The 12,727-nt window shown below is 62.7% G+C and carries 12 protein-coding genes; 7 read left to right on the top strand and 5 right to left on the bottom strand.

Going from position 1 to position 12,727, the window contains the following annotated elements; all coding sequences use genetic code 11:
- Positions 1-18 precede the first annotated feature (18 nt).
- From VL202_RS18650 to VL202_RS18630, 5 genes are all read left to right on the top strand, one after another.
- Positions 19-1,032, top strand: coding sequence for an ABC transporter permease (locus VL202_RS18650; protein ID WP_325465577.1), 1,014 nt, complete (start codon positions 19-21; stop codon positions 1,030-1,032).
- Positions 1,029-2,150, top strand: coding sequence for an ABC transporter permease (locus tag VL202_RS18645; protein ID WP_325465576.1), 1,122 nt, complete (start codon positions 1,029-1,031; stop codon positions 2,148-2,150). Before VL202_RS18650 ends, VL202_RS18645 begins: the two co-directional genes overlap by 4 nt.
- A gap of 10 nt (positions 2,151-2,160) precedes the next feature.
- On the top strand, positions 2,161-3,831 hold the full coding sequence (locus VL202_RS18640) for an ABC transporter ATP-binding protein (protein ID WP_325465575.1): 1,671 nt from the start codon (positions 2,161-2,163) through the stop codon (positions 3,829-3,831).
- Between the two features lie 21 nt (positions 3,832-3,852).
- A complete protein-coding gene (locus tag VL202_RS18635; RefSeq protein WP_325465574.1) occupies positions 3,853-5,223 on the top strand; it encodes an alpha-glucosidase/alpha-galactosidase in 1,371 nt (456 codons plus the stop codon).
- Between the two features lie 108 nt (positions 5,224-5,331).
- Entirely contained in the window at positions 5,332-6,090 is a 759-nt protein-coding gene (locus VL202_RS18630; protein WP_325465573.1) for a hypothetical protein, read from the top strand.
- An 86-nt stretch (positions 6,091-6,176) separates the two neighbouring features.
- Here VL202_RS18630 and VL202_RS18625 read toward each other — a convergent pair whose 3' ends face one another.
- Positions 6,177-6,932, bottom strand: coding sequence for an SDR family oxidoreductase (locus VL202_RS18625; RefSeq protein WP_325465572.1), 756 nt, complete (start codon positions 6,930-6,932; stop codon positions 6,177-6,179).
- Positions 6,933-7,029: 97 nt separating this feature from the next.
- Between VL202_RS18625 and VL202_RS18620 the strand changes: the two genes are divergently transcribed.
- Complete coding sequence (locus VL202_RS18620) at positions 7,030-7,938, top strand: AraC family transcriptional regulator (RefSeq protein WP_325465571.1); 909 nt, start codon at positions 7,030-7,032, stop codon at positions 7,936-7,938.
- A 306-nt stretch (positions 7,939-8,244) separates the two neighbouring features.
- Here VL202_RS18620 and VL202_RS18615 read toward each other — a convergent pair whose 3' ends face one another.
- From VL202_RS18615 to VL202_RS18605, 3 genes are read right to left on the bottom strand one after another with little or no spacing between them, the layout of a single operon-like run.
- Entirely contained in the window at positions 8,245-8,931 is a 687-nt protein-coding gene (locus VL202_RS18615) for a D-lyxose/D-mannose family sugar isomerase (protein WP_325465611.1), read from the bottom strand.
- 21 nt (positions 8,932-8,952) lie between these two features.
- A complete protein-coding gene (locus tag VL202_RS18610) occupies positions 8,953-9,738 on the bottom strand; it encodes an SDR family NAD(P)-dependent oxidoreductase (RefSeq protein ID WP_325465570.1) in 786 nt (261 codons plus the stop codon).
- Positions 9,739-9,758: 20 nt separating this feature from the next.
- Positions 9,759-10,475 (bottom strand): FadR/GntR family transcriptional regulator, encoded by a 717-nt coding sequence (locus VL202_RS18605; RefSeq protein WP_325465569.1) that lies wholly within the window; start codon positions 10,473-10,475, stop codon positions 9,759-9,761.
- A 117-nt stretch (positions 10,476-10,592) separates the two neighbouring features.
- Here VL202_RS18605 and uxuA point away from each other — a divergent pair, with 117 nt between their 5' ends.
- The gene (gene uxuA / locus VL202_RS18600; RefSeq protein ID WP_325465568.1) at positions 10,593-11,768 is read left to right on the top strand and encodes a mannonate dehydratase; all 1,176 of its coding nucleotides are present in this window, start codon (positions 10,593-10,595) and stop codon (positions 11,766-11,768) included.
- Positions 11,769-11,840: 72 nt separating this feature from the next.
- Here uxuA and VL202_RS18595 read toward each other — a convergent pair whose 3' ends face one another.
- On the bottom strand, positions 11,841-12,362 hold the full coding sequence (locus tag VL202_RS18595; RefSeq protein WP_325465567.1) for a hypothetical protein: 522 nt from the start codon (positions 12,360-12,362) through the stop codon (positions 11,841-11,843).
- Positions 12,363-12,727: the final 365 nt, after the last annotated feature.

Raw genomic sequence — 12,727 nt, 5'->3', positions numbered from 1 at the left:
CAAGAGAACCTAACAGCCATGTTCCGATTTCTGCTTGTGCGCATAGCGTCCGCCATACCCGTTCTTTTCGTACTGAGCGTCGTGACCTTCGCGATCATCCAGGCACCACCGGGGGACTACAGCGATTACATCCGGTCCCAGGCGATCAACCAGGGCGGCGCCAGCTTCGAGCAGGCCGACGCCCAGGCCCAGGCCTACAAGATCGCCAACGGGCTGGATAAGCCGCTGCCGATGCAATACGTCAACTGGATCACCGGCATGCTGACCCGCGGTGATTTCGGTCACAGCCTCTATTACAACAAGCCCGTCGCCGATGTCGTCGGCGAACGTCTGCCGCGCACGTTGGCCCTGGCGCTCGTCTGCCATATCCTGGCGTCCGTCATCGGCATCACCTTCGGCATTCTCGCCGCCACCCGCCAATACACCTGGGTCGACAGCCTCCTGTCCGGCATTTCCTTTCTCGGCATGACGGTGCCGCGCTTCCTGATGGCGCTGATCATCGTCTATGTGCTGGTCTTCCATTTCAACGTCAGCGAGATCAACAGCTTCAATTCCGCCAGATATGGCGGCGCGCCCTGGTCCTGGGGCAAGTTCGTCGATCTCCTGAAACACGTCTGGCCCGTCATCGCCATCGCCACCTTCGGCGGCCTCGCCTACAATATGCGGGTGATGCGCGGCAATCTGCTCGATACGCTGAACGCCCAATATGTCGAGACCGCCCGCGCCAAGGGCCTGTCCGAACGCGCCGTCATCATGCGCCATGCGGTGCCGAACGCGCTTCACCCTCTCATCATGTACCAGGGCGTCGTCCTGCCCTACATGCTGACGGGCGAGATCGAGACCGCCATCATCTTCGCGCTGCCCACGGTCGGTCCGGCCATCGTCGGTTCCATGTGGGTGGGCGACGTCTATGTCACCGCCACCTTCATGCTGGTCCTGTCGGCAACGCTGATCGTCGGCAACATCATCGCCGACATGCTGCTCGCCATGCTCGATCCCCGCGTCCGGCTTGGTGGAGGAGCACACGCATGAAAGCAGATGTTCAAACAGCCGCCACCATTCCGGTTCCAGCATCCCATCATGGCAACGAGACCTATCTGTCGCTGGTCTGGCGCCGCCTCAGACACTCCTGGACGGGCATGGCCGGCCTGATCCTCGTCTGCCTGCTGATGTTGATGACGATCTTTGCCGAATTTTTCTCACCCGTCGATCCGAAGCTGACCGGCGTCGGCTTTGCCCCGCCGCAGACGATCAGCATCACCGATCAGGACGGCAGCCTCGTCTGGCCGCGTACCTACACTGTCGGTGAAGGCACCGAGCTTGATCCGATCACCTTCCAGCCGATCATCGGTCCCGACTATGCAAACCCGCACAATCTCGGTTTCTTCGTCAAGGGCTTCAAATACCGGCTCTTCGGGCTGATCCCGACCGAGCGCCACTTCTTCGGAGCTGTCGACGGCACGCCGGTCAACTTCCTCGGCACCGACAAGTTCGGCCGCGACGTGCTTTCGCGCATCTTTTATGGCTCCCGGGTCTCGCTGATGATCGCGCTGACGGTGGTCTTCATCATCACCGTCGTCGGCACCACGGTCGGCATGGTGTCAGGCTATTTCGGCGGCCGTTTCGATGCCTGGACGCAACGCTTCGTCGAACTGGTCCTCGCCTTTCCGCAACTGCCGCTCTACCTGGCGCTGACCTCGCTGATCCCGGTGACGGCGCCCACCAATGTCTTCCTCGCCTTCGTCATCTTCGTCATGTCGGCGCTCGGTTGGGCGCAGATGTCGCGGGAAGTCCGCGGCAAGACGCTGGCGCTCGCCCGGATCGATTATGTCCGCGCCGCCATGGCGATCGGCGCGACCGACCGGCGCATCATTTTCCAGCACATCTTCCCCAATGTCATGAGCCACGTCATCGTCGCCGTGACGCTGGCGATCCCCAACGTCGTGCTGCTCGAATCCTTCCTCGGCTTCCTTGGCTTTGCGGTGAAGCCGCCACTGATGTCCTGGGGGTTGATGCTGCAGGATACCGCCACCTATTCCGTCATCGGATCCTATCCCTGGATCCTTTCCCCCGTGGCCTTCGTGCTGATCACCGTCTTTGCGTTCAATGCGCTCGGCGATGGCCTGCGCGACGCCGTCGACCCGTACTGAGGAGACGACCATGGCACTCGTGGATATCAGCCTGCTCGCCCCCGAACAAAGGCACGACCATGCCGCCGCCGTCGGCAAGCCCATCATCGACGCTCGCCATGTCGGGGTGAAGTTCAAGGTCGAGCACGGCACCGTCGATGCGGTCAAGGACGTGTCCTTCCAGCTTTATCGCGGCGAGACGATCGCGGTCGTCGGCGAATCCGGCTCGGGAAAATCGGTGACGGCGCGCACCGTCATGGGCCTGCTGACCAAGCGCGCCTCGGTCTCCGGACGTTCCAGCATCGAATATGACGGCCAGAACGTCCTGAAATTCTCCGATCGCCAGCGCCGGGCGCTGCGCGGCAACCGCATCTCGATGATCTTCCAGGAGCCGATGAGCTCGCTCAACCCGGTTTATACGATCGGCACCCAGATCATCGAGGCGATCCGCGTCCACCAGAAGATGAGCCGGTCGCAGGCGACACAGCGGACACTGGAACTGCTGCGCCAGGTGCAGATCCCCGATCCGGAAAACCGTCTCAACCAGTATCCGCACCAGCTGTCCGGCGGCCAGCGCCAGCGCATCATGATCGCCATGGCACTCGCCAACAACCCGGACGTTCTGATCGCCGACGAACCGACGACGGCGCTCGACGTGACGGTACAGGCGCAGATTCTCAACCTCATCCGCGATCTTCAGAAGACGATCGGCATGGCGGTGATCCTGATCACCCATGACCTCACCGTCGTTCGCCAGTTCTCCGACTATGTCTACGTCATGCAGAACGGCGAGGTGAAGGAGCACAACACCACCACGGCCCTGTTCGAAAATCCGCAGCACCCCTACACCCGCCACCTGCTCAATTCCGAGCCGAAGGGTATCGCCAATCCGATGCCGGTCGATTCCGCCGCCATCCTCGAGGGGCGGAACGTGCGTGTTTCCTTCATGTTGAAGGCCGGCGGCTTCTTCAAGCCTCAGCTGCGCGAACTGGTGGCAGTCGATAGCCTGAGCCTCAAGCTCCACCGGCACGAGACTCTCGGTCTCGTCGGAGAATCCGGCTCAGGAAAGACCACCTTCGGCCAGGCGCTTGTCAAGTTGCTCCGGGCAGATGGCGGCGAAATCCTGTTCGACGGTCAGCCAATCCAGAACAAGAGCCGCGACGAGATGCGTCCGCTGCGCTCGCGCATGCAGGTAGTCTTCCAAGACCCGTTCTCGTCGCTCAACCCGCGCATGTCGGTGGGCCAGATCATCGAGGAAGGCCTGATCGTCAACAAGCTCGGCGCCACCCGCAACGAGCGGCTGGAACGGGTGAAGGAGGCCCTGAACAGCGCCGGCCTGCCCAACAATATCCTGTCACGCTTCCCGCACGAATTTTCCGGCGGCCAGCGGCAGCGCATCGCCATCGCCCGCGCCGTTGCGCTCGAACCGGAATTCATCCTGCTCGACGAGCCGACATCGGCGCTCGATCTTTCCGTTCAGGCCCAGATCATCGAACTGCTGCGCAAGCTGCAGGACGAAAAAGGACTGAGCTATCTCTTCATCTCCCATGACCTGAAAGTCGTGCGCGCGCTTTGCCATCGGGTCGTGGTGATGCAGCACGGCAGGATCGTCGAAGAGGGCCCGGTCGAAGACGTCCTCACCCATCCCAAGACCGCCTACACCGAACGGCTCGTCCGCGCCGCCTTCGACGTAGCCGCATAACCGACAGACAAGAGGCATATCATGACGAGACAACCCAAGATCACCTTCATCGGCGCCGGCTCGACCGTTTTCATGAAGAACATTATCGGCGACGTGCTGCAGCGTCCGGCACTGGCAGGCGCCAAGATCGCGCTGATGGACATCAACCCGCAACGACTGGAAGAAAGCGAAGTCGTCGTCCGCAAGCTGATTTCGACGCTCGACGCCAAAGCGACGATCGAGCTGCATTCCAACCAGAAAAAGGCGCTGGAAGGGGCCGATTTCGTCGTCGTCGCCTTCCAGATCGGCGGCTATGAGCCCTGCACCGTCACCGACTTCGAGGTGCCGAAGAAATACGGCCTGCGCCAGACCATTGCCGATACGCTCGGCGTCGGCGGCATCATGCGCGGCCTGCGCACCGTGCCGCATCTCTGGGCGATCTGCGAGGACATGATGCAGGTCTGCCCGGAGGCGATCCTGCTGCAATATGTCAACCCGATGGCGATCAACACCTGGGCGATCTCGGAGAAATACCCTGACATCAAGCAGGTCGGCCTCTGCCACTCGGTGCAGGGCACCGCGATGGAACTGGCCGCCGATCTCGACATTCCCTACGAGGAAATCCGTTATCGCTCTGCCGGCATCAACCACATGGCCTTCTATCTGAAGTTCGAGCATCGCCAGCCCGACGGTTCCTACCGCGATCTCTATCCGGACCTGGTGCGCGGCTATCGCGAAGGCCGGGCGCCGAAACCGACCTGGAACCCGCGCTGCCCCAACAAGGTGCGTTATGAAATGCTCACCCGTCTCGGCTATTTCGTCACCGAAAGCTCCGAACATTTCGCCGAGTACACGCCCTATTTCATCAAGGAAGGCCGCGAGGACCTGATCGAGAAGTTCGGCATTCCGCTCGACGAATATCCCAAGCGCTGCATCGAGCAGGTGGAACGCTGGAAGGGCCAGGCCGCGGCCTTCCGCTCGGCCGACAAGATCGAAGTCGCGCAGTCGAAGGAATACGCCTCCTCGATCATGAATTCGGTCTGGACCGGCGAACCCTCGGTCATCTACGGCAATCTGCGCAACAATGGCTGCATCACCTCGCTGCCCGACAATTGCGCCGCCGAAGTGCCGTGTCTGGTCGATGAAAACGGCATCCAGCCGACCTATATCGGCGCCCTGCCGCCGCAACTGACAGCGCTGATCCGCACCAACATCAACGTGCAGGAACTGACAGTCGCGGCGATGATGACGCAGAACCGTGAACACCTCTACCACGCCGCCATGATGGACCCGCACACCGCCGCCGAACTCGACCTCGACCAGATCTGGTCGCTGACCGACGACCTGCTCGCCGCCCACGGCACCTGGATCCCGGAATGGGCCCGCGTCTCCCACAAGGTTCAGGCCGCATAACGTCCCCTCCCCGTTATGCGACAAGGAGCCCCGGAATAACAATTCCGGGGTTTTCCTTTGTCCGCGATTGTGATCGAAAGAACGGACACTCACCTTCAGGAGATTCCCATGTCCGTCGCCAGTTCCACCTCGCTCGCCAGCCAATTGTCGGATGCGGACAAGGCAGGACGCCGCCTGACCTCCGCTTCGCTTTCGGAACCCGCGACGCCGGCGGACGCCTTTGCCGTGCAACACGAGACGCTGTCTCTGAACGGCTGGCTGACCGGTGGTTACAAGGTGGCGATCCGCCCGGACGGCAGCTCGGTCTCGGCGCCGATGGCGCACATTACCCATGCCAGTGAATCGGGAACCGCCGGTTTCGAGCGTCCCGCCGTCGATGCGCTGGAAGTGGAAATCTGCTTCGTGCTCGGCAAGGACCTGCCTGCCCCGGGCACCACCCCCTACACGCGCGAAACGCTGCTCGACCATGTCGCCGGCATCTATTCCGGTGTCGAATTTTTGGGCCACAGGCTGGATGACGGCAGCAAGTCGCCTGCCCTGCTCTTCCTGGCCGACCGGCTGGGCAATGCCGGTTATGTGCGCGGCGAGGAACTGCCGGCCAAGCTGATCGAACCCGGCCAATCCTATCCGCTGACCATTACCGTCAACGGCGACACCGTCTTCGAGGGCCCCGGCAAGCATCCGAACGACGACCCGGTCGCAGCCTTCCTGCTGTTTGCCAATACGCTGACCGACACCGTCGCCAAGGGCCGGATCATCACCACCGGCAGCCTCTGCGGCGCCATCCCCACCCCACCCCGCGCCGCCATCGCCATCAGCGGGTTTACCACACTGGCCGTCACGGCGATCTCGACGCGGGAGGGATGAGAGCGTCGTTAGCCGCCTCACTAGGCCGTTTTCATGCGAACAGATGCCGCCGCCAGTCCGAAGACCAGCGGCGAAAATCCCAAAAATTAACGCTCGCCATAAACCGCGACGGCATCGGCGCCGGCCGGCAGGAAGGCCGGGCATGACGGATCGGTCGCGGCGCGCCAGACGGCTTCGGCCACATCGACGGCCTGCGTGATCTCGGATGCCGACTGCTCAGCCCAACCGGCAAACACGCTCTGCACCAGATCGGCGTAGGCATCCGGAAAACCACCGGCAGCCTCGATCCGGCCGCGCGCATTGTCACCGAAGCGCGTATCCGGCGCCCGGCCCGGCAGCACGACCTTGGCGCGGATATTGAACGGTTCGAGCTCCAGTGCCAGCACCTCGGTGAAGGCGTTCACAGCCGCCTTGCTGGCGGTATAGACGGAGAGCAGGTGAAGCGGCTTCACGGTGACCATGGACGTGACATTGACGATGACGCCCTCCCTCCGCTCCCGGAACTGCGGCAGCACGGCCTGGCTCATCGCCATCGTGCCGATCGTGTTGGTTTCGAAGATGTCGCGCGCCGTCGCCATGGACGTCCCCTCGAGCGCGTTGAGGAAGCCGATCCCGGCATTGTTGACGAGGACATCGATCGGCCCGGCCGCCGCGACCGCATCGCGGATGCTGGCCGCATCGGTGACATCGAGCGCGAGCACGCGCAACCGCTCCGATTGCGGCAGGATGTCAGGGCGCGGTGCGCGCATCGTGGCGATGACGGCCCAGTCCCGGTCGAGGAAATATTTCGCGGTTTCCAGGCCGAAGCCGGACGAGCATCCGGTGATGAGAACGGTTTTCATGGGGATTCCTTCATGTGTTTGCGATGACGGAACATAGACATCGCGATCCGTACTCTCTACAGTTCAAAGTCCTTAAAACATCCGCAAGAGTCCGGTTATGATCGATCCCCTCGCCGAGGTCGTCGCGCTGCTGCAGCCGAGCGCGCCCATGGCAAAAACTGTCAGCGCCGCCGGCGCCTGGCGCGTGCAGCGGTCGGAGACCGGCCAGCCCTTCTACAATGTGGTGCTGCAGGGCTCCTGCTTCCTGGCAGCGAACGGCATGCAGCCGGTGCGTCTCGAAGAGGGTGACTTCGTGCTCATTCCGGCGGCCTATGATTTCACCGTGTCGAGCCGAAATATGGATGGCGCCGGTCACTACGATCCGTTGCATGTCACCATGGTCGAGGGCGGCGTGCGGCTCGGCGAGCCCGATGCGGAGCCCGATGTCCGCATGCTGGTCGGGCATTTCACCTTCGGCTCTCCGGACGCAGCCCTGCTCGTCTCGCTGCTTCCCGAACTCATCCATGTCGGCGGCGAACGGCGGCTTTCGACCATCGTCCAGCTTGTTGCGGAAGAAACACGGGCGAGGCGGCCCGCCCGCGAGGTCATCCTGGCGCGACTGCTCGAAGTCCTGCTGATCGAGGCGCTACGCTCGTCGGCGGGGACGGGCGCGTCACCGGGTCTGCTGCGCGGTCTCGCCGACGGACGCCTCGCCGCCGCCATCCGCCTTATGCACGAAGAGCCGACCCGCGCCTGGACCGTGGTCGAGCTTGCCAAGGAAGCCTCGCTCTCCCGCTCCGCCTTCTTCGAGCGCTTCAGCCGCGCCATGGGCGTTGCCCCGATGGAATATCTGCTTTCCTGGCGCATGGCGCTCGCCAAGAACCTGCTGCGCCGCAGGCAAGCCGGCATCGCCGAGATCGCCGAACGTGTCGGCTACAGTTCCGCCAGCACCTTCAGTGTCGCCTTCACCCGCTTCGTCGGCCTGTCGCCAACGCATTATGCACGGACGGAGGCGCGGGGATCGTAGGGTTGGTGCGCTGAAGTTTTGGAGTGAAGACGAGTTCGCACAATCGAGAGCAGGGGTCCATGGCAACGCGGCAAGGTCCCTTGAGGAAAGACGCATCCCTGCTCCGAATACCGTTGCTTGGTTCCATCACGTCCCCAACCTTCGTCATCCTCGGTCCTCGCCCGAGGATCCAGGCGGCAACGCCAACGGTGCAAGGAGGCAAGCGCCCAACCGCCGTGCGGACTATGGATCCTCGCCTCAAGGGCGAGGACGGGATGCGGGGGCTGGCCAGGCGCCAACAAGCACCGGCACCTCCAAGCGCCGCCCCTACCGCAGCCACGCCGCATAATCCGGCACCAGCAGATGCAGCGGTGCCTCGTCCTCCTCTATGCCGGAAAAGCGCGTCACGGCCGGGTCCTCGAAGATATTGTCGGTATTGTCATCGTTGACGGTTGAGACCTCGGCCACGAAGACGTCGGCGTCCTCGCCCCAGAAAGCGTGCCAGTCGCCGGGCATCAGGGTGACGCTTTCCCCGGGGGACAGGCGCAGCTTGTGGCCGGGCGCCAGGTCGCGCCAGATGCCGTCCGTCGCCACCCGCACACCTTTACTGCGGTCGCACGTCCCGTCGCTGTCGCCGAACAGTTCGATTACCAGCGTGCCGCCGCCGCGATTGATGATGTCCTCGGCCTTCAGCAGATGCCGGTGCATCGGCGTCACCTGGTCCTTGCGGGCGATCATGGCCTTTTCGGCGTAGAGCATGCCGCGGCCGCGCTGCAGATCGGCGAAACGGCCGTTGCGGACGGTGAACAGGAACAGGCCTGTCCGCTCGAAATCGCCAAGCCCGAAATCGGTGATATCCCAGCCGAGTGCTGCCCCGGTAATGCCGTCGATCTCTTGCCCGCGCGCCCGCATCTCGTCCGGCGACCAGCGCGAAAACGGCGGCAGGATATAGCCGAAGGAGCGCATGAAGGCTTCGCTTTCCGACATGATGCCATTGATGGCCGAACGTTTCATCGCGGTGCTCATGCTGTTCTCCTAACGTACGCCAATCCCGGCGGTCAGCCCACCATCGATACGGTGGTCCGAGCCGGTGATGAAGGCGGCCCGGTCGGAGGCGAGGAAGGCCGCAAGCGCCGCCACCTCTTCCGGTTCACCGATCCGCCCCAGCGGATGCGCGGCCCCGAAACGCTGGAAGACGCTGTCGATATCGGCATCCTCGCCCTCGAAGGTGCGGGCCGCCAGTTCAAGGATCGGCGTGCGCACGGAGCCGGGACTGATCGAGACGACACGGATGCGATCGGCGGCAAAGTCGAGCGCCATCGCCCGCGTCAGCGCATGAATGGCGCCCTTGGAGGCGACATAGGCGGAAACGCCGCTCTGGCAGGCATGTCCCTGCACGCTCGACAGATTGACGATGACGCCGCCGCCGCGCTTGCGTATTTCCGGCACGCCGTATTCCGCCGTCAGATGGATCGAGCCGACATTGACGGCCAGACAATGCATGAAGGTCGCGAAAGGCGTCGATTCTGCCGTGCCATAGGGATGGACCGCCGCCGCATTGACGATGATATCGAGACCACCGTAACGCCCGACCGCAGCAGCCACGCTGGTTCGCACGCTGTCCGGGACGGAGACATCCGTGTGGAAGACGGCAAGCGGCAGCCCTTCCCGTGCGGCAAGCGCCTCTAGCTCCGCATTGGCCGCCCGGTCGATCCCGAGCGAGGCAACGGATGCCCCGGCACGGGCCAGGTGAAGCGCCACGGCGCGCCCGATCCCCGTCGTTCCGGTCACCACCGCGACCTTGCCTGCAAACTCACTCATGACGTCTCCCACATCCAAAATCATTTCAGGCCGTGTTTCGCGTCAGCCGGCGGAATGAATTCCAGACCGGCGTCCAGATGCCGGTTCATGTAAAAGGCAAAGCCGATCCGGTCGCGGTTGCGCAGGGCCTGGATGATATCGGCATGTTCCGCCGTCACGCCCTCGCGCACAAGGCGCTGCGATTTCCCCGCCAGCATCAGGCGGCTGATCACCGGTTTCAGCATGCCATAGGTTTCCGACAGCGTCCGGTTGCCGGCTGCGTCGACCATCAGCTTGTGGAACTGGTAATCCAGATCCGAGGCCTCTTCCGGCGTCGCCGCCTCTCTGATCCCGGCATTGAGCGTCTCCATTTCGCAGAGCACCGTCTCGTCGATGCGCTCTGACAGGAGATCGAACAGGTTCATTTCGGTGAGCCGCCGGTAGCCTTGGATATCGCGAAAAGCATCGACGGAAATATCCATGGCGAAGGAGAAGAGGTCGCGCATCGCCGATTGATGCTGGTCGGTCAGCACCGCCCCGACCTTCTGGCGTGATTCGGCGACGCCATAGGCCTTCAGCGTCCGGAAGGCCTCGCGCACCGTATTGCGACTGGCGTCGAACATGACAGCCAGTTCCGCTTCGCTCGGCAGTACATCGCCGACGGTCAGGCCGCGCTCGCGAATCAGCCCGCGAATATGCGCCACCATGCCATCGACCGCCGATGCGCGATTGCCGTCTTCAGGAGCCGTCTTCATCATGATCCTTGGGTTGGAAGCCTGTAATATGCCCCACATAATGCTGCATTCAACAGGAATATCTTGTCACAGCGACAAAATATCGCTTAATTGTCCAACATTATAACAGGAGACAGGGATATGCTCGAAAGCTGGCGCTGGTTCGGACCGCAGGATCCGGTCACCCTGCCGGATGCGCGCCAGGCAGGCGCCCACGGTGTGGTCACCGCCCTTCATCACATCTATGACGGCCGCATCTGGACTCCGGACGACGTCGCCGAGCGCATGGCGATCGTCCGCAAGGCAGGCATGACATGGGCAGTCTGCGAATCCATCCCGATCCATTCGGCAATCAAGCGGCGCGACGGCGAGTGGCGCCGTTACCTCGATGCCTGGAAGCAGAGCCTTGCCAATCTCGGAAAGGGCGGCGTGCCCGTCGTCTGCTACAATTTCATGCCTGTGGTCGATTGGACCCGCACCAACCTGATGTATCCGACCGAAGTTGGCGGCTACGCGCTGCGTTTCGACATGATCGACTTCGTTGCCTATGACGTCTTCGTGCTGAAGCGGCGCGCGGCGGAGGAGAGCTACGGTCCGGCCGTGATCGAGACGGCCCGGCAGCGCCTTGCCGGGATGAGCGAAGCCGACATCCTGACGCTGGAAAAGAACATCATCGCTGGCCTGCCGGGTGGCGAGGACAGCCATACCCGCGAGAAGATTCGCGCCGAGATCGCCTCTTTCGATGACACCTCGCCCGCCGATATGCGCGCCAACCTGATCGATTTCCTGAAAGAGGTCGTGCCGGTGGCGGCGGAAAACGGTGTCCGGCTCGCCATTCATCCCGACGATCCGCCCTTTTCACTGTTTGGCCTGCCGCGCGTCGTCTCGACGGAAGAGGATGTGCAGACGCTGCTGAGCGCGGTTGATGAGCCGGCAAACGGCATCACGCTCTGCGCCGGCTCCTACGGTTCGCGCGCCGGCAATGACGTCATCGCCATGGCCAAGCGCTTCGCCGACCGCATCCATTTTGCCCATCTGCGCAATGTTAGCAAGCAGCCGGACGGATCGTTCATCGAATCCGAACATCTGGGCGGCGACGTCAACATGGTGTCGCTGATCTCGGTTCTGCGGATGGAGGAGCGCCGGCGCGAAAAGGCGGGGCGGGCGGATAGCGTCATCGCGATGCGGCCCGATCACGGCCACCTGCTGATCGACGACCAGAAGAAGAAGGTCAATCCCGGCTATTCGTGCATTGGCCGGCTCAAGGGGCTGGCCGAACTGCGCGGCGTCATCGCCGCTGTCGACCAGCTGACCTGACGCCAGATCAGACCCGGGCGACCAGCATGAAGGCCGTCGCCAGGATGAGGATCAGGCCGGGGATCGCCCACATCAGCACCATATAGGCCTGTTCCTGCACAGAGGGGCCGAGAACCCGGCTGAGGAAATTGCGGGCAAACAGGATGTTGATGAACAGCGCTGAGGCTGCGTCAGGTAGTTCAGCGCAAGCAGCCGGTTGACCGTATTGTCGCCGCTCGAAAGCACGACATAGGTGCTGTAGACGGCGAAATTCAGCGCAATGACCGCGAACAGGCAGCCGATGATGATGTTGACCATCTCATGGGTATCGACCTGGAAAACACCGTCTTCCATGTGGTTCAGCCAGATCGCCAGGAGCGGTATCAGCAGCGGGGCGAACAGCGGGATGAAGATCGACGCAACGACCACGCCGGGTTGCCGGGTAATATCGAGCGAGGCAGTCACCTGCGCATGCGTGCTGTTGTACCAGCCCGACTGCGGAATGTTGCGCAGATCGACGAGGCCGATGCTCCAGCCGGCCAGATCCGCATTCACCGACGGGCGACTGCAATCGATATCGGACTGGCCGAGGACGAGAAGCCATTTCGGGAGCATAGACATGCCCGGCCAGAAGAAGGCCTTTGCAGCCGGGCGCGCCGGTCCGAAGCAGCCTGGCGGATACGATGGGATAGCCCAGCGGCGCAGTGTCTACCGGGATTGGAAGCACGAACGTCCAACTACTTCGGCAAATTCGGCGAACAACGCATAGAACACCTTTGGACGGAACCCGTTCGCACGACAGTCCGAAAGCCAGCTGAATCAAAACGTGGAGATAGCACTGTCCGACCTGAGAGATAGGTGACGTTTTGTACCGGAGACATCGGTAACACTTTTCGCTTTTTGCGGGAGGTGTTGATGCCGTGGAGAGAGACTTCGGTGATGGAGGAACGTCTGCGTTTTGTCGCCCGGCTGCTGGAGGG

The sequence above is a fragment of the Pararhizobium sp. genome (assembly GCF_035497515.1).
GTDB lineage: Bacteria > Pseudomonadota > Alphaproteobacteria > Rhizobiales > Rhizobiaceae > Pararhizobium.
Note: the sequence above shows the minus strand (reverse complement) of the source record. Positions and strands in the feature narration are given on the sequence as shown.

Bases quoted from the DNA above. Each gene is read 5' to 3' on its own strand.
- VL202_RS18650 (WP_325465577.1), top strand. From the start codon at position 19: ATGTTCCGATTTCTGCTTGTGCGCATAGCGTCCGCCATACCCGTTCTT.
- VL202_RS18645 (WP_325465576.1), top strand. From the start codon at position 1,029: ATGAAAGCAGATGTTCAAACAGCCGCCACCATTCCGGTTCCAGCATCC.
- VL202_RS18640 (WP_325465575.1), top strand. From the start codon at position 2,161: ATGGCACTCGTGGATATCAGCCTGCTCGCCCCCGAACAAAGGCACGAC.
- VL202_RS18635 (WP_325465574.1), top strand. From the start codon at position 3,853: ATGACGAGACAACCCAAGATCACCTTCATCGGCGCCGGCTCGACCGTT.
- VL202_RS18630 (WP_325465573.1), top strand. From the start codon at position 5,332: ATGTCCGTCGCCAGTTCCACCTCGCTCGCCAGCCAATTGTCGGATGCG.
- VL202_RS18625 (WP_325465572.1), bottom strand. From the start codon at position 6,932: ATGAAAACCGTTCTCATCACCGGATGCTCGTCCGGCTTCGGCCTGGAA.
- VL202_RS18620 (WP_325465571.1), top strand. From the start codon at position 7,030: ATGATCGATCCCCTCGCCGAGGTCGTCGCGCTGCTGCAGCCGAGCGCG.
- VL202_RS18615 (WP_325465611.1), bottom strand. From the start codon at position 8,931: ATGAAACGTTCGGCCATCAATGGCATCATGTCGGAAAGCGAAGCCTTC.
- VL202_RS18610 (WP_325465570.1), bottom strand. From the start codon at position 9,738: ATGAGTGAGTTTGCAGGCAAGGTCGCGGTGGTGACCGGAACGACGGGG.
- VL202_RS18605 (WP_325465569.1), bottom strand. From the start codon at position 10,475: ATGATGAAGACGGCTCCTGAAGACGGCAATCGCGCATCGGCGGTCGAT.
- uxuA (WP_325465568.1), top strand. From the start codon at position 10,593: ATGCTCGAAAGCTGGCGCTGGTTCGGACCGCAGGATCCGGTCACCCTG.
- VL202_RS18595 (WP_325465567.1), bottom strand. From the start codon at position 12,362: ATGCTCCCGAAATGGCTTCTCGTCCTCGGCCAGTCCGATATCGATTGC.